Origin of the sequence: Micromonospora globbae (assembly GCF_036184225.1) — a bacterium.
Taxonomy (GTDB): Bacteria; Actinomycetota; Actinomycetes; order Mycobacteriales; family Micromonosporaceae; genus Micromonospora; species Micromonospora globbae.
The window spans coordinates 3,830,830-3,854,717 of the sequence record NZ_CP108084.1; the positions used below are offsets into that span (position 1 = coordinate 3,830,830).

A 23,888-nucleotide genomic window follows, 5' to 3' on the forward strand; every position below is an offset into this window, starting at 1 on the left:
GGCCGGTCGCTGGCACCGTAACCGGGACGGGCAACACGACCCGTCCGACACACCCGCCCCGGCCGGCCGCGCCACGGCGATCCGACCGGATTCCTGTCGGGTCCCCGATCGCCTCACTCCCGTTTAACGCCCCGCCCGCCAAGCTGTGTGTCACCGGCACCACTGGGGCCGGGATGGCACGACACGGGGAGAGACGAGAGATGGCCCTGCAGATGACGGAGCACCGGATGCGCCCGGCCGCGGGCACGGACACGAACCCGGGCGCCGAGGTCGTCACCGACCTGGACGCCACCGACGAGCGTGGTGTCTCCACGGACCTGGTCCGGGCGTACCTCAACGGGATCGGCCGCACGAAGCTGCTCACCGCGGCGCAGGAGGTCGAGCTCGCCAAGCGGATCGAGGCCGGCCTCTTCGCCGAGGAGAAGCTCGCCACCTGCACCCCCGTCTCCCCCGAGCTGCGCGCCGACCTCGAACTGATCGCGGCCGAGGGCCGGGCGGCCAAGGACCATCTGCTCGAGGCGAACCTCCGGCTGGTGGTCAGCATCGCGAAGCGCTACACCGGGCGCGGCATGGCCTTCCTCGACCTGATCCAGGAGGGCAACCTCGGCCTCATCCGCGCCGTCGAGAAGTTCGACTACGCCAAGGGCTACAAGTTCTCCACGTACGCCACCTGGTGGATCCGCCAGGCCATCACCCGCGCCATGGCCGACCAGGCCCGCACCATCCGCATCCCGGTGCACATGGTGGAGCAGGTCAACCGGATGGTCCGGGCCCGCCGGGAACTGTCGGTGACGCTGGGCCGCGAGCCCACCGTGGCCGAGGTGGCCCGGGCCCTCGACATCCCCGAGTTCCAGGTCATCGAGCTGATCTCGTACGACCGGGAGCCGGTGAGCCTGGACCAGGCGGTCGGCGAGGACGGCGAGAGCGCGCTCGGCGACTTCGTGGCCGCCGTCGACCCGCGGGACGAGCCGGGGGACGCCTCGGCGCAGGGCGAACTCCGCAACGAGGTCCGGATCGTCCTCGCCACCCTGTCCCAGCGGGAGCAGGCGGTCATCCGGCTGCGGTTCGGCCTCGACGACGGCCGGCAGCGCACGCTGGACGAGGTGGGTCGGGAGTTCGGCCTGTCCCGCGAGCGGATCCGGCAGATCGAGAAGGTCACGCTGCTGAAGCTGCGCGCCCCGGAGCGGGCGCAGCGGCTGGAGGCGTACGCCTGCTGACCAGGGCGTTGACGGCTTCGGGCCCCGGCGGTTCGCCGGGGCCCGTCGCGTGCGCCGGCGCGGCGGTGGTTGACCCGGCCGACGGGGTGGGCTAACAAGGCGTGACCGGCTCCACCGGCAGCGTGAGGGGACGCAGCATGAACTGGACGTTGGAAGTCGTGGTGGTACCCGTGTCCGACGTGGACCGGGCCAAGGCGTTCTACGCCGACCAGGTCGGGTTCACCGTCGACCACGACACGGCCATCGGCGGCCTCGGCCGGGTCGTGCAGCTCACGCCCCCGGGATCGGGCTGCTCCATCGTGTTCGGCACGGGGGTGATCCCGGAGATGACGCCCGGGTCGCTCAAGGGTCTGCAACTGGTGGTGCCCGACATCGAGCGGGCGCGCGCCGAGCTGGTCGGCCGGGGCGTACCGGTCAGCGAGATTCAGGTGCTGGGAAGCAACGCCAACCCCACCCCGCACCCCCTGGACAACGTCGGGTTCGTCTTCTTCTCGGACCCGGACGGCAACTCGTGGGCCGTCCAGCAGATCTCCAGCCGCGCCTGACCCGCCCCCGCCGTCACAGGCGGCGAGGGCCGGTGTCGGGGCGGTCGAGGGCCGCACCGAGGCGGACGGTGGCGTGCAGCACCGACAGTCCGTCGGGCCGGGCGAGCACCGGGTTGAGCGTGAGCGCCCGCACCCGCGGCTGCTCGTCGGCGAGCCGGCCGACCCGCAGCAGCAGGTCGGCGAGGGCCGCGCGGTCCACCGGCGCGGCGCCCCGGTGGCCGCGCAGCAGCGGGGCCGCCCGTGGCTCGTCGACCAACTCCGCGGCGTCCCGGTCGGTCAGCGGCACGGCCCGCCAGGCCCGGTCGCCCAGCAGTTCGGTGGCCACGCCGCCGAGCCCGAAGCCGACCACCGGCCCGAACGCCGGATCCTCGACCAGCTCGACCACGCAGGCCACACCGGGCGGGACCATCGGCTGGACCAGGACGTCCGCGCCGAAGGCCGCGGCCATCTCGGCGTACGCGCGGCGGACCGTCGCGGCGTCCGGCAGGTCGAGCCGGACGGCGCCGAGGTCGAGCCGGTGCCGCAGCCCGTGCGCCGCAGCCTTGAGCGCCACCGGGAAGCCGAGCCGCCGCGCCGCGTCGACCGCCTCGTCCGGCGTACGCACCGGCACCGACCGCACCAGGTCGATGCCGTACGCGGCCAGCAGGGCGGGCACGTCGGCACCCTCGGGACGCAGCGCGGCCTGGCCGGCGGCACGGTCGACGCCGGGCAGTTCCGGCAGGGCGCCCGACGGGCGGCGCAGCCACTCCGCGTACCGGTGCACCCGGCCCAGCGCCCGGACCGCCTCCTCGACGCCCCCGTACGCGGGCAGCCCGGCCGGGGCGCGTCCGGCCAGCACGGTGGCGACGACCGGCTTGCCCCCGTCGAGAGCGGCGGGCAGCGCGGCGGTGACGTCGGCGTCGGCGGGCTGACCGGGCAGCGGCGGGGCGAGCGTCACGGCGAGCGCGTCGACCCGCTCGTCGCCGGCCGCCGCGGCCAGCAGGGCGGCGAGTTCGGACGCCGTGCCGTTCGGCCCGACGTCGCGGGGGTACCCGTCGGCCAGCGTCAGCCCCTGGGCGGCCAGCGCGGCGGCGGCCAGCCCGGTGAGCGCCGAGGAGTTGCCGACCACCGCGACCCGCGGACCGGCGGGCAGCGGCTGGTGGGCCAGGAGCACCCCGACGTCCAGCAGTTCGGCGACCGTGTCGACCCGGATCACCCCGGACTGGGTGAAGAGGGCGGCCACCGCGACGGCGTCCGGGCCGGCGGAGTCGCCCACGCCCGGTGGCCGGGCCGGCGAGGCGAGCGCCACCACCGGCTTCGTCCGCCCGATCCGGCGGGCCAGCCGGGCGAACTTGCGCGGGTTGCCGAACGTCTCCAGGTGCAGCAGGATCACGTCGGTGCCGGGGTCGTCCTGCCAGTACTGGAGCAGGTCGTTGCCGGAGACGTCGGCCCGGTTCCCCGCCGAGACGAAGCGGGACAGGCCGAGCCCGCGCCGGTCCGCCTCGGCCAGCAGCGCCACCCCGAACGCCCCGGACTGGCTGAAGATCCCCACCCGTCCCGGCGGCGGCAGCGCCGGCGCGAGCGTGGCGTTCAGGCGTACGGCCGGGTCCGTGTTCGCCACCCCGAGGCAGTTCGGGCCGACCACCCGCATGCCGGCGGCGTGCGCGGCCCGGACCAGGGCCCGCTGCGCGGCGGCGCCCTGGGCGCCCGCCTCGGCGAAACCGGCCGAGATCACCACGAGGCCGTGCACCCCGGCGGCCGCGGCGTCGGCGACCACGGCGGGCGCCGCCTCGGGCGGCACGGCCACCACCGCCAGGTCCACCGGCACGCCGGCGTCGGCCGCGCGGGGGTACGCGGGCAGCCCGGCGACGGTCGCGGCGGTCGGGTGCACCGGGACCACCGTGCCGGTGAAGCCACCGTCGCGCAGGTGCCCGAGCACCGCGGCGCCGACGCCCTGGCCGGTGGCGCTGGCGCCGTAGACGGCCACGCCCCGCGGCGCCAGGAGTCGGGCGATCGAGCGGGCCTCCGTCCGGTGCTCGCGGCCACGCTGCACCTCGAGGGTCGCCTCGGTGGGCGCGATCGGGAAGGTGAGGTGGACCACGCCGTCGGCGAACTGCCGCTGCAGCTGGTAGCCGAAGTCGGAGAAGACCCGCAACATCGCCCCGTTGGCCGGGAGCACCTCGGCCACGAAGTGCACGATGCCGACCCGGCGGGCCGCGTCGGCGAGGTGCTCCAGCAGCACCGACCCGATCCCCCGGCCCTGGTAGGCGTCCTCCACCACGAAGGCCACCTCGGCCTCCGGCGCCTCCGGCCCGAGCCGCTCGTACCGGCCGACGGCCACGATCCGCCCGCCGGCCAGCACGACGAGCGCCTCCCGGTCCCGGTGGTCGACGGTGACGAAACGCTGCAGGTCCCGCTCCGGGATCCGGGGGTACGGCGAGAAGTAGCGCAGGTAACGGGTGCGCTCGGAGAACCGGGCGTGCATGGCCACGATGCCCGGCGCGTCGTCGGGCCGGATGGGTCGTAACTGGACGGTGGTGCCGTCGCTGAGCAGCACGTCCACCGGCTGGTCCACGGTTGTCACCGGCCGCCCTCCCCCGGCCGGCTCAGTCGCGCGGGTCGTGCGGGTCGAGCCCGAGCAGCGGGAAGACCGTCTTGCGGGTGGCCGCGATCGCCCGGTCCACCGCGGTCGGCTCGCCGCTGGGCTGCCACGGCTCGTACGCGGGGTCGACGTCGTCGGTCATCCGCAGCGGCACCTCCCGCCCGGGGCAGCGGGTGGCCGCCAGTTCCCGCCACGACGGCGGAGTCAGCGTCGCCGGGTCCAACGGCTCGCCGGTGGCCACCGCCAGCAGGTGCGTCCAGGCCCGCGGCACCGCCTCGACCAGCGCGTACCCGCCGCCGCCGGTGGCCACCCAGCGGCCGTCGCACAGCTCGTCGGCGAGCGCCCGCAGGGCGAGGTACGTGGCGCGCTGCCCGTCGACCGAGAGGTGCAGGTCGGCCAGGGGGTCGCGCCGGTGCGCGTCCGCGCCGCACTGCGTCACCAGCAGCTGGGGCCGGTACGCGCGCAGCACCGACGGGACGACGGCGTGGAACGCGCGCTGCCAGCCCGCGTCGTCGGTGCTCGGCGGCAGCGGCACGTTGACGGCGCTGCCCTGGGCGTTCGGTCCGCCGGTCTCGTCGGGGAACCCGGTGCCCGGGAACAGGGCGAGCGGCGTCTCGTGCAGGCTGACCGTCAGCACCCGGGGATCGTCCCAGAAGATCTGCTGCACCCCGTCGCCGTGGTGCACGTCCACGTCCACGTACGCGATCCGCTCCGCCCCGAGGTCGAGCAGGCGGGCGATGGCCACCGCCGGGTCGTTGTAGACGCAGAACCCGGAGGCCCGGGCCGGCATGGCGTGGTGCAGCCCGCCGGCCACGTTCACGGCCCGCCGCGCCTCGCCCCGCCAGACCGCCTCGGCGGCGGCGACGCTCGCCCCGGCGATCAGCGCGCTGGCCTCGTGCATCCCGTCGAAGATCGGGTTGTCCGAGGTGCCCATCCCGAACCCGGCGAACAGCGGGTCGGACGGCGCGGCGCGGACCGCCGCCAGGTAGCGGGGCTCGTGCACCCGCGTGAGCAGCGCGTCGTCGGCGGGTTCCGGCTTGACCAGGCGCACCCCCGGCCGGTCGAGGACGCCGAGTTCCCGGGCGAGCGCCATGGTCAGCTCCACCCGGACCGGGTCGAGGGGATGGTCACCCATGTCGTAGGCGAGCAGTGACTCGTCCCACACCACCACCGTGTCGTCGGACATGGGCCCATCGTCGCACGTGGACCGGTGGACGGCAGCGTACGTCCTGCTCACGCCCCGGGTGTCGGCCCGGTGGCCACCGGACGGTCCGGGTCGGCCACCCAGTTGCTCCACGAACCGACGTACAGCGCGGCGTCCGGCCGGCCGGCGAGGTGCAGGGCGAGCACCGCCTGGGCGGCGGTCACCCCCGACCCGCAGTACGCCCCGACCGGTGTGCCCTCGGTCACCCCGGCTTCGGCGAACCGCTCCCGCAGCACCTCGGCGGCGGGGAAACGGCCGTCGGCGACGTACTCCGGCGCGGGCAGGTTGACGGCGCCGGGCACGTGCCCGGCGACCGGGTCGATCGGTTCGGTCTCGCCGCGGTAGCGCGCCGCCGCGCGTACGTCGAGCAGCAGCCCCTCGCCGGCGGCGAGCCGGGCCGCGGCGGCCGCGTCGAGCACGGGCAGCGCGCCGGGGTTCACCTCGACGTCGCCCGGCGCCGGCCGCGGCACCTCGGTGGTGGTGGGCAGGCCGGCGGCCAGCCAGGCCGGGTACCCGCCGTGCAGCAGGCGGACCGGACGGTGCCCGGCCCAGCGCAGCGTCCACCAGGCGCGGGCCGCCGCCATGCCGTCACCGCCGTCGTACACGACGACGGGGTGGCCGCTCCGGACGCCGGCGGCCCGCAGCGCGGCCTGCAACGCCCCGGGATCGGGCAGCGGGTGCCGTCCGGCGTGGCCCGGGGGTCCGCACAGCGCCGTGTCCAGGTCGACGAAGACCGCGCCGGGCAGGTGACCGACGGCGTAGTCGTCGCGTCCGGGCGGGCCGGTGAGCCGCCAGCGGACGTCGAGCAGGGTGGGCGGGGTGGCGGAGTCGAGCTCGGCGGCGAGCCGGTCGGGCTCGACGAGCAGATCCTCGGTACCGGACATGCCGTCCAGTCAACACCATCCGGGCAGCTGGCTCGCGTTTCGGCCTCGGTCGTTACAGCGGGAGCGCGGTAACATCGATCACTGGAGGGCCGCTGACGTGAAACACGACCTGGTCGACACGACGGAAATGTACCTACGCACCATCCTCGAACTGGAGGAGGAGGGTGTGCCGCCGCTGCGTGCCCGGATCGCCGAGCGGCTGAAGCAGAGCGGTCCCACGGTGAGCCAGACGGTCGCCCGGATGGAACGCGACGGGCTGCTGACCGTCGAGGGCGACCGGCACCTGACGCTCACCCCGCAGGGTCGCAGCGCCGCCGTCTCGGTGATGCGTAAGCACCGGCTCGCCGAGCTGCTGCTGGTCAACGTGATCGGGATGCCCTACGAGGAGGCCCACGACGAGGCCTGCCGGTGGGAGCACGTGATGAGCGACGCCGTGGAGAAGCGCGTCTACGACCTGCTCAACCGGCCGACCCGCTCGCCGTACGGCAACCCGATCCCGGGCCTGGAGGAGCTGGGCTCGCCGGGGCCGGAGGAGACCGCGGCGGCCGACGGCGAGCGCAACCTGGCCTTCCCCGGCCTGTCCGGGACGGTGGTCGTGCGCCGGATCTGCGAGAGCGTCCAGACCAACGCGGACGTGCTGCGCCAGCTGCACGCCGCCGGGGTCGACCCGGGCGCCACGGTGACGGTGGCCCAGGAGCGCGACGGGGTGTCGATCGACCGCTCCGGCGACCGGATCCGGCTGCCCCGCGAGGTCGCCTCCCGGGTCTTCGTCGCCGCCCCCTGACGGCGCACCGTCACAACGCCCTGGTGTTCACCGTCTTGGCCAGGGCGGTCAGCCCGGCCACGAGCTTCTCGGCCGCCGACCTGGCGGTGCCCTTCGGGGTGGTCCAGCGCAGGGTCGCCAACCGGCCGTCCGTGGAGAGCCAGCCCACCTCGGCCGCCGGCCCGTGGCCGCCGGCGGCGCCGGTGGTCCGCCGGTAGGCCTGCTGACCGAGCCCGGTGACCTTGCCGGCCGAGTCCGGCACCACGTCGGCCGCGAAGGTGGCCTTGTCCATCGACGTCTCGGTCACCGTGAGCGTCAGCTCGGGCAGGGTAGCCTGCCCGGCCCGCACCACGCAGGTGTGGGTGTCGCCCCGCTCGCTGGCCGCCGCCACGTCGAAGCGTACGTTCACGTGCTGTTCGATCACGGCGAAGTCGAGCAGCCGGCAGGCGCCGCCGGAGGACGCGGCGGGCACGTCGAGGGCGATGGGCGCGGGCGGCGGCAGCGCCACCGGCTCGCGCTCAGAGGCGCAGCCGGCGGTCAGCAGTACGGCCGAAGCGGCGAGCCAGGTCCGGGCGCGCACTCTCATCCCTCCACCTCGCCGGCGGGTGGCCCGCCGGATGTCCGTCGGACACCGTACGGGCAACCGGGCCGATGCGGAAGACCGGGAACCGCCGCCCGAGGGGACGGACGCCACACGACCCGGCGCAACCAGGGGCGTCGCCGCACGCGTCTCCTCCACATGGGTTCCCGATCTTCACTGCCGGGCGGCGGACGGGCCACGAACGCCTCCCCGCCGGCCGTCACCCGCCGCGCTCTCCTGGGCACCGGCGCGCTCCTTCCGCTGGCGGCCTGCACCACGGAGGCGACGCCCTCCCCCGGCCCGTCGGCCGCCTCTCCCGCCCCCACGGCCCCCTCGGCGTCCGCCCCCTCGGCGTCGGCGCCGCACGCCGGCCTCGTCGCGCTGGAGCGCCGGTTCGACGCGCGGCTCGGGGTGTACGCCCTCGACACCGGCACCGCCGCCACGATCGCCCACCGGGCGGACGAGCGGTTCGCGTTCTGCTCGACGTTCAAGGGGCTGGCGACGGCGGCCGTGCTGCACCGCCACCCGCTGTCGTACCTGGAGACCGTCGTGCGGTACACGCGACGGGACCTCATGAAGAGTTCCGCCATCACGAGGCGGCACGTGGACACGGGGATGACGCTCCGCCAGGTGTGCGACGCCGCGGTCCGCTACAGCGACGGCACGGCCGGCAACCTGCTGCTCCGCGAACTCGGCGGGCCGGCCGCGCTGACCGCGTACGTGCGGAGCCTCGGCGACACGGTGACCCGGATGGACCGGATCGAGCCGACCATCGTGGAGGCCACGCCGGGCGACCCCCGGGACACGACGTCGCCCCGGGCGATCGGCACCACCTACCGGGCGATCCTGCTGGGCGACGCGCTGGCCGACGACCGCCGCGCCTTCCTGCGCGACCTCATGGAACGCAACGCCACGGGCGCGGGCGCCGCACGCATCCGGGCCGGCGTGCCGCGGGGGTGGACGGTGGCCGACAAGACCGGGACCGGCGACTACGGCACCCTCAACGACATCGGCGTCGTGTGGCCCCCGGGAGCCGCGCCGCTCGTGATCGCGATCATGTCGAGCCGGGCCGAGCGGGACGCCGCCTACGATCAGGCCCTGATCGCCGAGGCCGCCGCGTACGTGGTCAGAACGCTGACCTGAGCGACACGACCACGTGGAACAGACCGACGTGCCGTAGGGAGAGAGTCCATGCCCGAGTCCGCGACGACTCACGTGACCACCGCAACGCCGCCGCCTCCGGTCCGGCGTCGTACCGCCAGCGTCTGGCTGCTCGTGACCGGCCTGCTCGTCGTACTCCTGGCGGGTGCCGCCCTCGTGGCGATCGAACCGCTGCACCGCCCCCTGCCGGCGCCGGCCGTCACACGGACCCTGCCCGCGTCCACGGTCGTCCCCGGGGCGGCCCCCGCGTTGCCGTGGCCGCAGGCCGGCCAGGCCGCCCTCTCCGTCGACGGGCTGGGCCCGCTCGGCACGTCGGGCGGCAACCGGCCGGTGCCGGTCGCGAGCGTCGCCAAGGTGATGACCGCGTACGTCATCCTGACCGCGCACCCACTCGACCGCGGCGAGCAGGGACCGACGCTCACCGTCAGCGCGGCGCAGGCCGCCGCGTACCCGAGGGAACGGGCGCGCGGGGAGTCGCTCGTGCCGGTCGTCGCCGGGGCGGTCTTCACCGAGCGTCAGGCGCTCCAGGCCGTGCTGCTCCCGTCGGCCAACAACATGGCGCGGATCCTCGCGGCCTGGGACGCCGGGAGCGTCGACGCCTTCGTCGCCAAGATGAACGACACGGCCGCCGCGCTCGGCATGACCGACACCCACTACACCGACCCGGCCGGCCTCGACCCGGGCACCGTGAGCACGGCCGTCGACCAGGTGATCCTGGCGCGCAAGGCGATGGAGCTGCCGGCGTTCGCGGAGATCGTGGCGCAGAAGGAGGCCACCCTCCCGGTCGCCGGGACGGTCCGCAACTACAACTCCCTCGTCGGCCGCGACGGCGTCGTGGGAATCAAGACCGGATCCACCGACGAGGCGGGCGGCTGCCTCGTCTTCGCCGCCGTCGCCACGGTGGCCGGCCGGAAGGTCACCGTCGTGGGCGCCGTCCTGGGGCAGCCCGGCGCCGACACCCCCGTGCAGCTGGACCGGGTGTTCCGGGCGACCCGACCGTTGATCCGCACCGCGGTGGCCGCGATCGCGGAGCACCCGGTCGTGAAGGCCGGCGAGCCGGTCGCCACCGTACGGGGGCCGCTGGGCGCCGGCACGACCCTCCACGCGGCGCAGGACGTACGCGTACTGGGGTGGCCCGGCATGCCGGTGCGGCTGGACGTCGACGTCCCTCCGGTGCCGCAACGGCTGCCGGCCGGGACGGAGACCGGCCGGATCAGCGCGGTCGCCGGTGAGGGCGCACCCGTGACCGTCGCGATCGAGAGCGGCGTACGCCTCGAACCGCCGTCCACGTGGGACCGCATCCGGCGGCACCGCTGAGCTCAGTCGTCGACGTACGGGCAGTGCCGGCAACCGCGGCCGCAGCACGTACCGCGGCGGGCCAGGAAGCCGGCGGTCAGCACGAACAACCCGCTGCCCGGGTCGAGGTAGCCGGCCTCCCCCGCCTCCAGGGCGGCGGCGTGCGCCGCGAGGATCCGCTCCCGGTCCGGGTGGTCCGCCGGCAGCCGCGACGGGTGCGGCTCGGTCAGCGGGCGGGCCGCCAGCGGTCGTCGTTCACCGGTCACCGCCGCAGTCTAGGAACAGCGACCCCGGCGCCCCGGGCCGGGCGAGCGGGGCGGGGCGAGCGGGGCGGAGCGAGCGGCGCCGGTTGGGCGGGGCCGGGCGAACGGCGCCGGTTGGGCGGGGCCGGGCGAACGGCGCCGGGCGGGCGGGGCCGGGCGGGCGGCCGGTTCGGCGGGAAAATGCCGCGCCCGGTCGCGGCCGCCCCACTACGGTTCGCGACGTCCCGTGTCCGTGCCCACAGACAGGCCTCCCGGTGAGCCAGCACGTCGCCGATCCCCCGGCGTCCCCCGTCGTCCGACCGCCGTCGCTGCTGCGCGACCGGAACTTCGTGCTGCTGTGGAGCGGCCAGACGGTCAGCGAGCTGGGCACCCGGATCGCCGGGGTGGCGGTTCCGCTGCTCGCCGCGGACACCCTGCACGCCAGCGTCTTCCAGGTATCGCTGCTCACCTTCCTGGCCTGGCTGCCGTACCTGCTCGTCTCGCTGCCGGCCGGCATCCTCGCCGACCGGACCGACCAGCGGAAGCTGATGATCCTCTGCGACCTGGGCCGGGCCGCGCTGATGCTGTCGCTACCGGTGGCCGCGCTGGTCGGGCACCTCACGCTCGGCTTCCTGTACGCGGTGGTGGGGCTCTCCGGCGTGCTCACCGTGCTGTTCACGGTCGCGTACAAGAGCATGCTGCCCGCGTTGATCCCGGCGGCGCAGCTCGTGGACGGCAACGCCAAGCTCACCATGAGCCAGGACGCCGCGGAGCTGGTGGGACCGACGCTCAGCGGTGTGCTCATCGGGCTGGTGGGCGCCGCGCGGACGTTCCTCGCCAACGGGCTCGCCTTCCTGGTCAGCGCGCTGACCCTGCTGCTGATCCGGCCCGGCCCGAGAGCGGGGTCCGCGACGGGACCGTCGTCGGGGCCGTCGTCGGGACCGGACCCGGCCGCGCCGGCGGAGCGGGTGCCGCTGCGGGTGCAGATGACCGACGGACTCGCCTTCGTCCGCCGCCAGCGGATCCTGCTGAGCATCCTCGCCTGCACGACCACCTCGAACTTCTGGGTGATGGCGGCCAGCTCGATCGAGGTGACGTTCATGGTGCGCGAGCTGCGCGCCTCCTCGGTACAGGTGGGCGTGGTCTTCTCGGTCAGCGCCGTCGGCGGCCTCGTGGTCGGGGCGCTCGCCGCGCGGCTGTCGGCGTGGATCGGCTCGGCCCGGGTCATCTGGGTGTCGATGGCCACGCCCGGCCCCCTCTACCTGCTGATGCCCCTGGCGCGGCCCGGCTGGGGCGTACTCCTCTACGGCATCGGGCTGGCCGCCTTCTCCGCCAACGCCGTGCTGTTCAACGTGGCGTCGACGACCTACCGGCAGCGGATCACCCCGCCGGCCATCCTCGGCCGGGTCAACGCCGCGTTCCTGTGGATCTGCTTCGGGGTGATCCCGCTCGGCGCGCTGGTCGGCGGTGCCCTCGGCACTGCGCTCGGGCTACGTACGGCGCTGTTGGTCTGCGTGCTCGGCACGTGGAGCGCGTGCCTGTTCGTGGTGTTCTCTCCACTGCGGAGGATGCGGGACACACCGGACCCGGCGTAACGCCGCCGGACCGGCTCGCAGCGCAGCCGGAGCGTGCGTGTCGCTGCTGGACCGGCTCGTAGCTGCCGGACCGCGCATAGCGCTGGCGCTGCCGGCGGCGGGTGGTTCAGCCGAACCAGACCATCGACTGGCCGTGCCCCCGCGACCAGGCGAGCGGCCGGCCGTCGAGCGCGAGCACGTTGTGCAGCGCCTCGCTCGGCGGCTCCGGCAGCCCGTCGTACGGCAGCACCTCGGGGGCCTCGTTGGAGATCCAGTGCCCGGGCAGCTCGCGGACGACGTCGACGAACGCGTCCCGCCGTGCGCGGGGCACCTGGTAGAGCACCGAGGTGTGGAACACCACGAGCGTCGCGCCGGCCGGCGCCCGGGCGGCCAGGGCCGGCAGGTCGTCCACCAGGTCGCCGCGTACCAGCAGCGGCGGGTCGGCGGCGGCGATCCGGGCGGCGGCGCGCAGCCGCTCGCGGCGGTGGCTGTGCTCCGGCCAGACGAGGGCGTCCAGCCACGCCACGTCGGCGGGGTCGGTCACGTCGAGCGGGTTCAGGTCGAGACCGGCCCGCCACACCACCCGCGGCAGCCGGGTCGGGGGCATCAGGCCGGTGGCCGCGCAGTCGAGCACCGGCGTGCCCGAGCCGACGCGGTGGTCGCCGTAGCGGTAGGCGTACCGGTCGGGGTAGAGGCAGAGACCGGCAGAGGCGCCGACCTCCAGCAGGGCGAGCGGCTGCGGCAGGGCGGCGAGCACGGGCAGCAGGACGGCGCAGCGGCCGGCCTCGTTCGTCTGGGTCGCCCGGACGCACATCTCCGCGGCGATCGCCGGCCAGTTCGCCACCGCGAACCCTCGGAACGCCGCCGGGTCGTCGACGGGGCCGCCGAGCAGCCGTACGACGCCGAACAGCAGGTTCGGTTGCCGCTTGCCGGGCGGCAGCTCGCCGAGCCGGGCGAGCAGCTCGTCGTCGCGCGAGACGGCGAGCGCCAGCCGTTCGTACGTGGGTGACACCCCGCGTAGCTCGCGGACGGCGAAGTCGACGTAGTCGGCGGCGATCGTCATGGGCCCATGATCGCCGATGTCGGCGCCGCAGGGCTGATCTGACCCCGCGATCTTGCACTTTCGGCCCGCGATTCGCGGCATGTGTCCCCGTTTGCCAGGGCAGAAAGTGCAAGATCGCGGAGGGGCCCCTCCACGGTGAGCCTGTCCTCTAGAGCCACCGGGTCAGGTTGAGCATGTTGCCGTCGGGGTCGAGCACGTGCGCGACCCGCTGGCCCCACGGCATGTCGTTGGGCTGTCCGGGCACGGTGCCGCCGGCCGACTCGACAGTGGGCAGCAGCGCGTCGACGTCGGGAACCTCGGCGCTGAGGATGATCCGCACCGGCGCGCCGATCTGGGTGTCGTCCCTCTGGACGAGGCCGAGCACGGTCTCCCCGATCCGCAGCTCGACGTAGAACTCCGGGCCTTCGTCGGGCACACGAAAGGTCTGCGTCGCACCGAGCACCGTCTCGTAGAAGGTGCGCAGGCGGGGAAGGTCGGGCGTGCTGACGACGGGCTGGATCGAGGGCATTCGCGTCTCCTGAGCGGTCGGTTGTCAGTAGGACCGACCGGAGACCCGGAACTCATCGGTGCCGGTGGGCACCGCGTGCCGGACGGGCGATACGACTCGGAGACAGTGAGTCGTCCCGTCGCCAGACGCCCGCTGCCCCGACCCCGTGACCGGGATCGGGGCAGCGTGTGGCGCGTACGTCAGCTGCAGCCGCTGGTGGAGCCGCAGCCCTCGCAGACGTAGCAGCTACCGGCGGGGCGCATCTTCGTACCGCAGGTGAAGCAGAGCGGCGCGTCGGCGGCCTTGCCCATCACGGCCTCCAGCAGTTCGGTGCTGGAACCGACCGACGGGGCCGGCTTGGCGGCGGCCACGTCGGCGGTCTCCTGCGCCGGCTGCGCGACCGGGCCGGTCTTCGGCTCCTCCGGCTTGGTCTCGACCGGGGCGGAGGCGGCCATCGCGGTGAGGTCCGCACCGTTGGCCTCCGCCTCCGCCTCGGCCGCGAGCTGGGCGGCCCGCTCCTTGGCCGTGAAGATGCCCAGCTCCGCGCGGCGCTCGTACGGCAGGAAGTCCAGTGCCAGCCGCCGGAAGATGTAGTCCATCACCGAGGCGGCCATGCGCACGTCCGGGTCGTCGGTCATGCCGGCCGGCTCGAAGCGCATGTTGGTGAACTTGCTGACGTACGTCTCCAGCGGGACGCCGTACTGGAGACCGATGGAGATGGCCACCGAGAAGGCGTCCATCACGCCGGCCAGGGTCGAGCCCTGCTTCGACATCTTGAGGAAGACCTCGCCGAGGCCGTCGTCCGGGTAGGACGACGCGGTGAGGTAGCCCTCGGCGCCGCCGACCGAGAAGGAGATCGTCTGCGACGGGCGCTTCTTCGGCAGGCGCTTGCGCACCGGGCGGTACTCGACGACCTTCTCGACGACCTTCTCCGGCTCGGCGGCGGTCTCGGCGGTCTCCGTGGTCGCCTTGTTCGACTTGGCGACCGAGAGCGGCTGGCCGACCTTGCAGTTGTCGCGGTAGATCGCCAGGGCCTTGAGGCCGAGCTTCCAGCCCTCGAAGTAGATCTTCTCGACGTCCTCGACGGTGGCCTGCTCCGGCATGTTGACCGTCTTCGAGATGGCGCCGGAGATGAACGGCTGGATGGCCGCCATCATCCGCACGTGCCCCATCGGGGCGATCGAGCGCTCACCCATCGCGCAGTCGAAGACCGCGTAGTGCTCCGGCTTGAGGCCGGGGGCGTCCACCACGTGGCCGTGGTCGGCGATGTGCTCGACGATCGCCTCGACCTGCTCCTCGGGGTAGCCGAGGCTGCGCAGGGCGCGCGGCACGGTCTGGTTGACGATCTGCATGGAGCCGCCGCCGACCAGCTTCTTGAACTTGACGAGCGCCAGGTCCGGCTCCACACCGGTGGTGTCGCAGTCCATCATGAGGCCGATGGTGCCGGTGGGCGCCAGCACGCTGGCCTGCGAGTTCCGCCAGCCGTACTTGTCACCGATCTTGTTGCCGAGGGTCCACTGCTTCGTGGCCTCCCGCTGGATGGCGGTGGCCACGGTGCCGGCCGGCTTGATCTCGTCGTTGGCGGCCGCGTGCTTGCGCATGACCCGCTTGTGCGGCTCGGCGTTGCGGGCGTAGCCGTCGTACGGGCCGACGATGCCGGCCAGCTCCGCCGAACGGCGGTACGCGGTGCCGGTCATCAGCGAGGTGATCGCCGCGGCGAGCGAGCGGCCCTGGTCCGAGTCGTACGGCAGGCCGGAGGCCATCAGCAGCGCGCCCAGGTTGGCGTAGCCGATGCCCAGCTGCCGGTAGGCCCGCGTGGTCTCACCGATCTTCTCGGTCGGGAAGTCGGCGAAGCAGATCGAGATGTCCATGGCCGTGATGACCAGCTCGACCGACCTCACGAACTTCTCCACCTCGAAGCCCCCGTCGGCGCGGAGGAACTTCATGAGGTTGAGCGACGCCAGGTTGCAGGAGGAGTTGTCCAGGTGCAGGTACTCCGAGCACGGGTTCGACGCGGTGATCCGCCCGGTCTCCGGGCAGGTGTGCCAGTCGTTGATCGTGTCGTCGTACTGGAGGCCGGGGTCGGCGCACTCCCACGCGGCCTGGGCGATGGTGCGGAAGAGCTTCTTGGCGTCGACGGTGTCGATGACCGCGCCGTCGAGCCGGCCGCGCAGGTCGAAGGTGCCGCCGTTCTCCACGGCGTTCATGAACTCGTCGGAGACGCGGACGGAGTTGTTGGCGTTCTGGTACTGGACGCTGACGATGTCGGCGCCGCCCAGGTCCATGTCGAAGCCGGCGTCCCGCAGCGCGCGGATCTTGTCCTCCTCGCGCGCCTTGGTGAGCACGAACTCCTCGATGTCCGGGTGGTCCACGTCGAGGATGACCATCTTGGCCGCCCGCCGGGTCGCGCCGCCGGACTTGATGGTGCCGGCGCTCGCGTCGGCGCCCCGCATGAAGCTCACCGGGCCGGAGGCGGTGCCGCCGGAGGAGAGCAGCTCCTTGGAGGAGCGGATCCGGGACAGGTTCACGCCGGAGCCGGAACCGCCCTTGAAGATCAGCCCCTCCTCCTTGTACCAGTCGAGGATCGAGTCCATCGAGTCGTCGACCGAGAGGATGAAGCACGCGCTGACCTGCTGCGGCGACGGCGTGCCCACGTTGAACCAGACCGGCGAGTTGAAGCTGAACACCTGGTGCAGCAGCATCCAGGTCAGCTCGTGGGCGAAGATCTCCGCGTCGGCCGGGCTCGCGAAGTAGCCGTACTCCTCGCCGGCCGTCCGGTAGGTGGTGACCACCCGGTCGATCAGCTGCTTGAGCGACCACTCCCGCTCCGGGGTCCCCACCGCGCCCCGGAAGTACTTGGTGGTCACGATGTTCGCCGCGTTGACGCTCCACGACTCGGGGAACTCCACCCCGCGCTGCTCGAAGTTGATCGAGCCGTCCCGCCAGTTCGTCATCACGACGTCCCGGCGCTCCCACGTGACCTCGTCGTACGGGTGGACCCCCTCCGTCGTCCAGACCCGCTCGATCTTCAGGCCCGCGCCTGCCTTGCTCCGCGACCTGCTTGTCGTCACGCCGTCGCCCCCCTCGTCTGCGCGGTCACCCACCGCGCGTCCCAATCTGACAGAAACCGAAGAATCAGTGCGCGCGGGCGGCGGCCTCGACCGCGTCCGCCCCGCCGTTCTCGCGGGCGCGCGCCGCGGCCCGCAACGACTCGATCTCGCGCTCGAAGTCGGCGAGCGAGTCGAAGGACCGGTAGACGCTGGCGAACCGCAGGTACGCCACCTCGTCCAGGTCCCGCAACGGGCCCAGGATCGCGAGCCCCACCTCGTGGCTGGGGATCTCGGCGGCGCCCTTGGCCCGGATCGTCTCCTCCACCCGCTGGGCGAGCAGCGCGATGGCGTCCTCGTCGACGGGCCGGCCCTGGCACGCCTTGCGCACCCCACCGATGATCTTCGTCCGGCTGAACGGCTCGGTCACCCCACTGCGCTTGACGACCGCCAGGACGGCCTCCTCGACCGTGGTGAACCGCTTGCCGCACTCCGGGCAGGCGCGCCGCCGCCGGATGAGCTGGCCGTCGTCGGCCTCCCGCGAGTCGACCACGCGAGAGTCGGCGTGCCGGCAGTACGGACACCGCATCGCTGACCTCCTTGATCGCCCGCGCTCGACCCGAGCCGTTCCCGGGCAACGCGAGACCGCGGCGTCGCCATCGTCCGATGGCCCCCGCCGCGTCACTGTACGGGAGTGCGGTCGGTAGTCGAACCCAACCTATAGGCAACTTACGCCCATGTGACTACTACATCTAGGGGTCGACCGTATGCCCCCGGCGGACCCCGGTCAAGTCGACGGCGTGTCCCGCGTGTCACTCCCGATCCCGGTCGATCCCCGCCCGTCCGACCCGCCGTCCGACCCCGCCGGCACGCCGATCCACCCCCGTCCGGCCCGGCGGGCCGAGCCCGCCGACCCGCCGGTGAACCCAACGGGCGGACCGGCCCGTGGTTACCGCTTCGCCGGCCAGGCTCGCCCGATCGGCCGGTCCCGCCGACCACGAGCATTCGAACACGCGTGCCAACCGACGTACCATTTATCAGAACGGGAGTACGAACGTTTCGGTTTTCCCCGCGACACGCCGGTGAGAGGTCGTACAGATGTTTGAAAATGACCGATCTCACCTATACGGTCAGGAACAACCGGTCGCGGCGGGATCCGCCGCACCAGAAAGCACACCGGCATCACCGCACGCAACAGGGGGCGCCGGGGGCACCCAGCGCCGACAGGGAGGACGGACGTGACCGAGGACCGGGCCAGCCGGCCGAAGAACCCGCAGCAGCTCGCCGAGGCGGGTCCGCCGGCCACTCGGCGCCGGGGCACCGCGCGCACCCGGGCGGCGCAGCCCGCCGTACGCCCGGTCACCCCGGTGGTCAGCACCTTCCCCGATCCGGCGACGGTCGACCTGACCGCCCGGCAGCGGCGGATCCTGGAGTTCATCCGCACCTGGGTCGACCGGCACGGCTACCCGCCGAGCGTGCGGGAGATCGGCGAGGCGGTCGGGTTGGTGTCCCCGTCCAGCGTCGCCTACCAGCTGAAGGAGCTGGAGAAGAAGGGCTTCCTGCGCCGCGACCCCAACCGGCCGCGCGCCGTGGACGTCCGCGCCCCCGGCGACCTGGTCGACGACGAGCTGGCCCGCGCCCAGCGGCCCACCCCGGCGTACGTGCCGATGCTCGGCCGGATCGCCGCCGGCGGCCCGATCCTCGCCGAGCAGGCGGTGGAGGACGTCTTCCCGCTCCCCCGCGAGCTGGTCGGCGAGGGTGAGGTCTTCATGCTCCAGGTCAAGGGCGACTCGATGCTCGACGCGGCCATCTGCGACGGCGACTGGGTGGTCGTGCGGCAGCAGCCGACCGCCGAGTCGGGCGACATCGTGGCGGCCATGCTCGACGGCGAGGCCACCGTCAAGACCTACCGCCGCCGCGACGGGCACGTGTGGCTGATGCCCCAGAACCCGGCCTTCGACCCGATCCCCGGCGACGACGCGACCATCATGGGGCGTGTCGTGGCGGTGCTGCGGCGCATCTGACACGGGCGGGTGGCCACGCCCGGTGGTCACCCGCACCGAGGGCTCCACGGGCGAACCCGCGCCCGCACGCGGCGATCAGTATCGGTCGCCCCGGTAGCCGCGGCCCCCACCCGGGTACTGGCCGTATGGGTCGATGTCGTCGTCTCGCCGGCGACCGCCCCGCTGGCCCCGATAGTCCGGCTCCGGCCCGGGCCCACCCCGTCGGGGCGGCGGCTCCGCACGGCCTCCGCCGTACACGCCACCGCCGCCGGGCTGACCACCGCCGTAGACCCCACCGCCCGCGGGGCGCCCACCGCCGCCGGCAGGCCGCCCACCGCCACCGGCGGGGCGACCGCCGCCCGCGGGCCGGCCGTTGCCGCCGTAGACACCACCACCGCCGCTCGGGCGGCCACCGCCGCCGCTGGGCGGCCGCGCACCGCCGTACACGCCTCCCGTGCCGCCGGCCGGTCGACCGCCGCCGTAGACGCCGCCACCGGCGGGCGCGCCGCCGCGGGCCGGGCCCCCGGCGGGCGGAGCACCCCCGCGCGCCGGGCCTCCGCCGTACACGGCGCCGTTGCTCGGGGCACCGCCGTAGACACCGCCCCGCGGACCGTCGCTCACGGGAGCGTCGGCCTCCACGAAGCCGCTCGGCCGGTCGTCGACACCGTCCGGGCCGTCCGGATCCTCACCGGCCGCCCGCTTGCGGCGGGTCCGGAGGATGCCGAAGATGCCGATGCCGACCAGCACCACGCCGATCACGCCGACCGCGGCGATCAGGTAGGTGATGTCCTGGAGACTCAGCTCGTCGAACCACGACCGGCCGGCCGCCTGCCCGCCCTCGTGGTCGTCGGCGATCGGCGCCGCCGTGCTCGTCGACGGCGTGTAGGCGAGGATGTTCACGTCGAGCTCGTCGTCGCCGAGCTGCGCGACGTCCGAGACGGTGAGGAAGGTCTTCCCGTCGGGCGTGTAGGCGATCGCCTCGCCGAACGGGTCGGACAGCGGGGTTACCCGCGGCTTGCCGGTGGTGAGCGCCCCGACGATGTCACCGCCGGTGACGTCGAACTCGAAGGCGTCGGCGTACGTGCGCAGCACCACCCTGCTGCCGTCCGGGGAGCGGGCCGCACCGGTGATCGCGACCCGGCCGAACGTGTTGAGCGGGTTGTCCGTCTGCGTCTTCGGCAGCGTGATCTCGCCGACCTTCTCCATCGGCACCGGCTCGGTGGCGCCGTTCTTGAGCGCCGCCGTCGGACGGTAGATCTCCGCCTTGCCCGAGATCACCTTCGTGATGATCAGCGGTAGCTTGTCGTCGCCGACCAGCAGTGCCTCGGCGTCGTGCGGCTTCCCCTCCGGGTACGAGAGGCGGTGCAGGACGGGCTCCTTGGAGCCGCTCACCGGCATGGTCCAGACCGCCACGCGCTTGCGGCGCTCCTCCGACATGGGGTTGTCACCGGTGTCGGCGATCCACAGCGTCTTGCGGTCGGGCGAGAGCGCCAGGTCCTCCGTGTCGAACGGGCCCTCACCGGAGTAGGGCACCGGATCCTTGGAGATCTTGCACTTGTTGTCCAGGTAGAAGACCCGCTTACGCGACTCGACCTCGGTGCCGTCGTTGATCACGATGTAGCCGCTGTTCGTCGCCACGAGCCCGGAGATCTCGCGCAGCCGCTCGTCGGTGATGGTGCACCGCTTCTTGCCGGGCTGCGGTTCGCCGGGAGCGGGAGCTGCCGGAGCGGGGGCCGCCAGGGCGGCGGCTCCGGTGAGTGCCACGGTGACGCCGACGAGCCCGAGGGCGACCGTGACCGAGGAAACAGCGCGGCGCATTGCGCAAGTGTCGCATGCCCGGGGTTTCCGGCGGGTCACGCCAGCCGGCTCAGGCCGGTACGCCGGCCGGGGGGCAACCCCGGCACGCCGGGCTCACGCCGGTGGTGTCAGGCGGGTACGCGGGGCTCACGCCGCCCGGGTCAGGCCGGCACGCCAGGCTCACGCCGGCGATGTCAGGCCGGCACGCCGGCCGGGGTCAGGCCCCGGCGACGGCCGCCTGCGCGTACGGGGCCAGCTCGGCGGCGAGCGGCTGGTTCACGCGCACGTGCAGCAGCGTGCCCTCGGGCAGGTGGGCCGTGCTGAGCACCTCGCCGAGGCGGTGCACCCGGGCGACCAGGTCACCCCGGTCGTACGGCAGCACCGCACGCACCTCCACCGCGGGCCGCGGCAGCCGCGTCTCGATGACGTCGCGCAGGTCGTCGATCCCCCGCCCGGAGCGGGCCGAGACGAAGACCGCCTCCGGCCAGAGCCGCTTCAGCCGCAGCAGCGTCTCCTCGTCCGTGGCGTCGATCTTGTTGACCACCAGCAGCTCGGGAAGCCGGTCGGCGCCCACCTCGGCGAGCACCTCGCGTACCGCCCGGACCTGCTCCTCCGGATCCGGGTGGGTGCCGTCGACGACGTGAACCACCAGGTCGGCCTCGGCGACCTCCTCCAGCGTCGAGCGGAACGCCTCGACGATCTGGTGCGGCAGGTGCCGGACGAAGCCCACCGTGTCGGAGAGCGTGTAGACACGCCCGTCGCTCGTGGTCGCCCTGCGGGTGGTCGGGTCGAGGGTGGCGAACAGCGCGTTCTCGACCAGCACACCCGCGCCGGTCAGGCGGTTGAGCAGGCTCGACTTGCCGGCGTTGGTGTAACCGGCGATGGCCACGGCCGGCACCGCGTTGCGGGAGCGGCGGGCACGCTTGGTCTGGCGTACGGTGCGCATGCCCTTGATCTCGCGACGCAGCCGGGCGATCCGCGTGCGGATCCGGCGCCGGTCGGTCTCGAGCTTCGTCTCACCGGGACCACGCAGACCCACACCGCCGCCGGCGCCGCCCACGCGGGCGCTACCGCCGGTCTGCCGGGAGAGCGTCTCGCCCCAACCGCGCAGGCGGGGCAGCAGGTACTCCAGCTGGGCCAGCTCGACCTGCGCCTTGCCCTCCTTGCTCTTCGCGTGCTGGGCGAAGATGTCGAGGATCAGCGCCGTACGGTCGACGACCTTGACCTTGGTCCGCTGTTCGAGGTTGCGCAGCTGCGACGGGGAGAGCTCACCGTCGCAGATGACCGTGTCGGCGCCGGTGGCGAGCACGACGGAGCCCAGGTCGTCGACCTTGCCCCGACCGATGTACGTCGCCGGGTCGGGACGGTCGCGCCGCTGGATGAGCCCCTCGAGCACCTGGGAGCCGGCGGTCTCGGCCAGCGCGGCCAGCTCGGTGAGGGAGTTCTCGGCGTCGGTCTGCGTGCCCTCGGTCCAGACGCCCACGAGCACCACCCGCTCCAGGCGGAGCTGGCGGTACTCGACCTCGGTGATGTCGGTGAGCTCGGTGGAGAGGCCGGGGACCCGCCGCAGCGCCTGCCGCTCCGACAGCTCGAACTCGCCGGTGGTGGCGTCGAGCTCCTCGCCCTCAACGGGGACGACGACGGTGTCCTGGTCGCGCAAGCCGATCTCCTGTCCGTTCTGCCGGTTACCGAGCAATCCTGACATGTGACAACGCGCGGCGCACCTGCGTTATGCCCGTGGTCGTACCCACCGGTAGCGGGGCCGGATGCCGGCCGAGCCGGGTGGGCGAGTAGAAATGCCAGTCGAGCCGCTCAGCGCTGACGGAGGAACCTGTGGCCATCACCCGACTTCCGAGTGCCGGATTCTCGATCACGATCCGGATCGCCGTACCGGCGGACGCGTCGTCGATCGGGCGGCTGACCACCTCCGTCGGGGAGGCCGGGGCGATCGTGACCGCGCTGGACGTGGTCGACTCCGACCCGACCAACGTGATCGTCGACCTCACCTGCGACACCGCCGACGCGAGCCACGCCGACCAGGTCGTCCAGGCGCTCAGCGCCCTCGACGGGGTGGACGTGCGCAAGGTCTCCGACCGCACGTTCCTGCTGCACCTCGGCGGGAAGATCGAGGTCAGCTCGAAGGTCGCCCTGCGCACCCGCGACGAGCTGTCCCGCGCGTACACCCCCGGTGTGGCCCGTGTGTGCCAGGCCATCGCCGAGAACCCGGCGGACGCGCGGCGGCTGACCATAAAGCGCAACACCGTGGCGGTGGTCAGCGACGGTTCGGCCGTGCTGGGCCTCGGGAACCTCGGCCCGGCCGCGGCGCTGCCCGTCATGGAGGGCAAGGCGGCGCTGTTCAAGCGCTTCGGCGGCGTGGACGCCTGGCCGGTGGTGCTCGACACCCAGGACACCGACGAGATCGTCTCTATCGTCAAGGCGATCGCCCCCGCGTACGGCGGGATCAACCTGGAGGACATCGCCGCGCCGCGCTGCTTCGAGATCGAGGCGCGGCTGCGTGAGGCGCTCGACATCCCCGTCTTCCACGACGACCAGCACGGCACCGCGATCTGCGTGCTGGCCGCGCTCACCAACGCGCTGCGAGTGGTGGGCAAGCAGCTCACGGACGTCCGGGTCGTGGTCTCCGGCGCCGGCGCCGCCGGCACGGCGATCATGAAGCTGCTGCTGCGTCAGGGCGTGGGCGACATCATCGCGTACGACCGGCAGGGCGCCCTGCACCGCGGCCAGACCGGGCTGAACCCGGCCTGGCAGTGGCTGGCCGAGAACACCAACAAGGAGAACTACTCCGGTGACCTCGCCGGCGCCATCCAGGGCGCGGACGTCTTCATCGGGGTGAGCGCCCCGAACCTGCTCACCGGCGAGGACATCGCCACCATGGCGAAGGACGCGATCGTGTTCGCGCTCGCCAACCCCGACCCGGAGGTCGACCCGCGGGAGGCGCGCAAGCACGCCGCGGTGGTCGCCACCGGCCGGTCGGACCAGCCCAACCAGATCAACAACGTGCTGGCCTTCCCCGGTGTGTTCCGCGGCATGCTCGACGCGCACGCGGAGGAGTTCACCGAGGAGATGGCGATCGCGGCGGCGCAGGCCATCGCGGACGTCGTCGGCGAGGACAAGATCAACCCGACGGTGATCGTGCCGAGCGTCTTCGACGCCCGGGTGGCCCCCGCGGTGGCCGCCGCCGTACGCGCGGCCGCCCAGAACCCGGCCGCGGCGCCCGCTCCGGCCGGTGACGCCGGCCCGGCCGACCTCCCCGAGATCGCCGCCGAAGCCTCCGCCACCCCGTAAATCCCGGGCCCCGCGCGGACCCCTCCCCGGGGGCCCGGGCCCCCCGGGGACCCCTCCCCGCGATCTTGCACTTTCTGCCCCGGCAAAAGCCGTATTCCACGCGATCCAGGGGCCGAAAGTGCAAGATCGACGGGGTGA

The 23,888-nt window shown here is 73.6% G+C and carries 19 protein-coding genes; 8 read left to right on the forward strand and 11 right to left on the reverse strand.

What is annotated here, in order from left to right; all coding sequences use genetic code 11:
* The first annotated feature begins 200 nt into the window (after positions 1-200).
* Both sigB and OG994_RS16995 read left to right on the forward strand, forming a co-directional pair.
* Complete coding sequence (sigB, locus tag OG994_RS16990) at positions 201-1,217, forward strand: RNA polymerase sigma factor SigB (RefSeq protein ID WP_396843392.1); 1,017 nt, start codon at positions 201-203, stop codon at positions 1,215-1,217.
* A gap of 137 nt (positions 1,218-1,354) precedes the next feature.
* Positions 1,355-1,762, forward strand: coding sequence for a VOC family protein (locus OG994_RS16995; RefSeq protein ID WP_120331526.1), 408 nt, complete (start codon positions 1,355-1,357; stop codon positions 1,760-1,762).
* Positions 1,763-1,775: 13 nt separating this feature from the next.
* Here the strand turns inward: OG994_RS16995 and OG994_RS17000 are convergent, their stop codons facing one another.
* From OG994_RS17000 to OG994_RS17010, 3 genes are read right to left on the reverse strand one after another with little or no spacing between them, the layout of a single operon-like run.
* A complete protein-coding gene (locus OG994_RS17000) occupies positions 1,776-4,325 on the reverse strand; it encodes a bifunctional acetate--CoA ligase family protein/GNAT family N-acetyltransferase (RefSeq protein ID WP_328850295.1) in 2,550 nt (849 codons plus the stop codon).
* Positions 4,326-4,347: 22 nt separating this feature from the next.
* Positions 4,348-5,529: an acetoin utilization protein AcuC gene (locus OG994_RS17005; RefSeq protein WP_328850296.1), complete on the reverse strand. Its 1,182-nt coding sequence runs from the start codon at positions 5,527-5,529 to the stop codon at positions 4,348-4,350.
* Positions 5,530-5,576: 47 nt separating this feature from the next.
* Positions 5,577-6,431: a sulfurtransferase gene (locus OG994_RS17010; RefSeq protein ID WP_328850297.1), complete on the reverse strand. Its 855-nt coding sequence runs from the start codon at positions 6,429-6,431 to the stop codon at positions 5,577-5,579.
* 97 nt (positions 6,432-6,528) lie between these two features.
* Between OG994_RS17010 and OG994_RS17015 the strand changes: the two genes are divergently transcribed.
* A complete protein-coding gene (locus OG994_RS17015) occupies positions 6,529-7,215 on the forward strand; it encodes a metal-dependent transcriptional regulator (protein WP_120331530.1) in 687 nt (228 codons plus the stop codon).
* Positions 7,216-7,225: 10 nt separating this feature from the next.
* Here OG994_RS17015 and OG994_RS17020 read toward each other — a convergent pair whose 3' ends face one another.
* Positions 7,226-7,780 carry a hypothetical protein gene (locus OG994_RS17020; protein ID WP_240033197.1) on the reverse strand — a complete coding sequence of 185 codons (555 nt, stop codon included), beginning with the start codon at positions 7,778-7,780 and terminating at the stop codon, positions 7,226-7,228.
* Between the two features lie 153 nt (positions 7,781-7,933).
* Between OG994_RS17020 and bla the strand changes: the two genes are divergently transcribed.
* Positions 7,934-8,917 (forward strand): class A beta-lactamase, encoded by a 984-nt coding sequence (bla, locus tag OG994_RS17025; RefSeq protein ID WP_328850298.1) that lies wholly within the window; start codon positions 7,934-7,936, stop codon positions 8,915-8,917.
* 48 nt (positions 8,918-8,965) lie between these two features.
* The gene (locus tag OG994_RS17030; RefSeq protein WP_328850299.1) at positions 8,966-10,252 is read left to right on the forward strand and encodes a D-alanyl-D-alanine carboxypeptidase family protein; all 1,287 of its coding nucleotides are present in this window, start codon (positions 8,966-8,968) and stop codon (positions 10,250-10,252) included.
* A gap of 2 nt (positions 10,253-10,254) precedes the next feature.
* On the opposite strand, the gene OG994_RS17035 is transcribed toward OG994_RS17030, so the two are convergent.
* Positions 10,255-10,497 (reverse strand): DUF5522 domain-containing protein, encoded by a 243-nt coding sequence (locus tag OG994_RS17035; RefSeq protein ID WP_120331597.1) that lies wholly within the window; start codon positions 10,495-10,497, stop codon positions 10,255-10,257.
* A gap of 251 nt (positions 10,498-10,748) precedes the next feature.
* On the opposite strand from OG994_RS17035, the gene OG994_RS17040 reads away from it, so the two are divergent.
* Positions 10,749-12,068 carry an MFS transporter gene (locus OG994_RS17040; protein WP_328850300.1) on the forward strand — a complete coding sequence of 440 codons (1,320 nt, stop codon included), beginning with the start codon at positions 10,749-10,751 and terminating at the stop codon, positions 12,066-12,068.
* 106 nt (positions 12,069-12,174) lie between these two features.
* On the opposite strand, the gene OG994_RS17045 is transcribed toward OG994_RS17040, so the two are convergent.
* The 4 genes from OG994_RS17045 to nrdR form a co-directional block, all read right to left on the reverse strand.
* On the reverse strand, positions 12,175-13,110 hold the full coding sequence (locus OG994_RS17045; RefSeq protein ID WP_328850301.1) for a DUF2332 domain-containing protein: 936 nt from the start codon (positions 13,108-13,110) through the stop codon (positions 12,175-12,177).
* Positions 13,111-13,258: 148 nt separating this feature from the next.
* Entirely contained in the window at positions 13,259-13,618 is a 360-nt protein-coding gene (locus OG994_RS17050) for a VOC family protein (protein WP_120331536.1), read from the reverse strand.
* Between the two features lie 179 nt (positions 13,619-13,797).
* Positions 13,798-16,701, reverse strand: coding sequence for a vitamin B12-dependent ribonucleotide reductase (locus OG994_RS17055; protein ID WP_328850302.1), 2,904 nt, complete (start codon positions 16,699-16,701; stop codon positions 13,798-13,800).
* A 31-nt stretch (positions 16,702-16,732) separates the two neighbouring features.
* Positions 16,733-17,233 carry a transcriptional regulator NrdR gene (nrdR, locus tag OG994_RS17060; RefSeq protein WP_120331538.1) on the reverse strand — a complete coding sequence of 167 codons (501 nt, stop codon included), beginning with the start codon at positions 17,231-17,233 and terminating at the stop codon, positions 16,733-16,735.
* 649 nt (positions 17,234-17,882) lie between these two features.
* On the opposite strand from nrdR, the gene lexA reads away from it, so the two are divergent.
* Complete coding sequence (lexA, locus tag OG994_RS17065; protein WP_120331539.1) at positions 17,883-18,668, forward strand: transcriptional repressor LexA; 786 nt, start codon at positions 17,883-17,885, stop codon at positions 18,666-18,668.
* A 75-nt stretch (positions 18,669-18,743) separates the two neighbouring features.
* Here the strand turns inward: lexA and OG994_RS17070 are convergent, their stop codons facing one another.
* Positions 18,744-20,465: a hypothetical protein gene (locus tag OG994_RS17070; protein WP_158610162.1), complete on the reverse strand. Its 1,722-nt coding sequence runs from the start codon at positions 20,463-20,465 to the stop codon at positions 18,744-18,746.
* A gap of 196 nt (positions 20,466-20,661) precedes the next feature.
* On the reverse strand, positions 20,662-22,149 hold the full coding sequence (gene hflX / locus OG994_RS17075) for a GTPase HflX (protein ID WP_407942535.1): 1,488 nt from the start codon (positions 22,147-22,149) through the stop codon (positions 20,662-20,664).
* A 128-nt stretch (positions 22,150-22,277) separates the two neighbouring features.
* Between hflX and OG994_RS17080 the strand changes: the two genes are divergently transcribed.
* Positions 22,278-23,750 (forward strand): NAD-dependent malic enzyme, encoded by a 1,473-nt coding sequence (locus OG994_RS17080; protein ID WP_120331540.1) that lies wholly within the window; start codon positions 22,278-22,280, stop codon positions 23,748-23,750.
* Positions 23,751-23,888 lie beyond the last annotated feature (138 nt).

Bases quoted from the DNA above. Each gene is read 5' to 3' on its own strand.
- sigB (WP_396843392.1), top strand. From the start codon at position 201: ATGGCCCTGCAGATGACGGAGCACCGGATGCGCCCGGCCGCGGGCACG.
- OG994_RS16995 (WP_120331526.1), top strand. From the start codon at position 1,355: ATGAACTGGACGTTGGAAGTCGTGGTGGTACCCGTGTCCGACGTGGAC.
- OG994_RS17005 (WP_328850296.1), bottom strand. From the start codon at position 5,529: ATGTCCGACGACACGGTGGTGGTGTGGGACGAGTCACTGCTCGCCTAC.
- OG994_RS17010 (WP_328850297.1), bottom strand. From the start codon at position 6,431: ATGTCCGGTACCGAGGATCTGCTCGTCGAGCCCGACCGGCTCGCCGCC.
- OG994_RS17020 (WP_240033197.1), bottom strand. From the start codon at position 7,780: ATGAGAGTGCGCGCCCGGACCTGGCTCGCCGCTTCGGCCGTACTGCTG.
- bla (WP_328850298.1), top strand. From the start codon at position 7,934: ATGGGTTCCCGATCTTCACTGCCGGGCGGCGGACGGGCCACGAACGCC.
- OG994_RS17030 (WP_328850299.1), top strand. From the start codon at position 8,966: ATGCCCGAGTCCGCGACGACTCACGTGACCACCGCAACGCCGCCGCCT.
- OG994_RS17045 (WP_328850301.1), bottom strand. From the start codon at position 13,110: ATGACGATCGCCGCCGACTACGTCGACTTCGCCGTCCGCGAGCTACGC.
- OG994_RS17050 (WP_120331536.1), bottom strand. From the start codon at position 13,618: ATGCCCTCGATCCAGCCCGTCGTCAGCACGCCCGACCTTCCCCGCCTG.
- nrdR (WP_120331538.1), bottom strand. From the start codon at position 17,233: ATGCGGTGTCCGTACTGCCGGCACGCCGACTCTCGCGTGGTCGACTCG.
- OG994_RS17070 (WP_158610162.1), bottom strand. From the start codon at position 20,465: ATGCGCCGCGCTGTTTCCTCGGTCACGGTCGCCCTCGGGCTCGTCGGC.
- hflX (WP_407942535.1), bottom strand. From the start codon at position 22,149: ATGTCAGGATTGCTCGGTAACCGGCAGAACGGACAGGAGATCGGCTTG.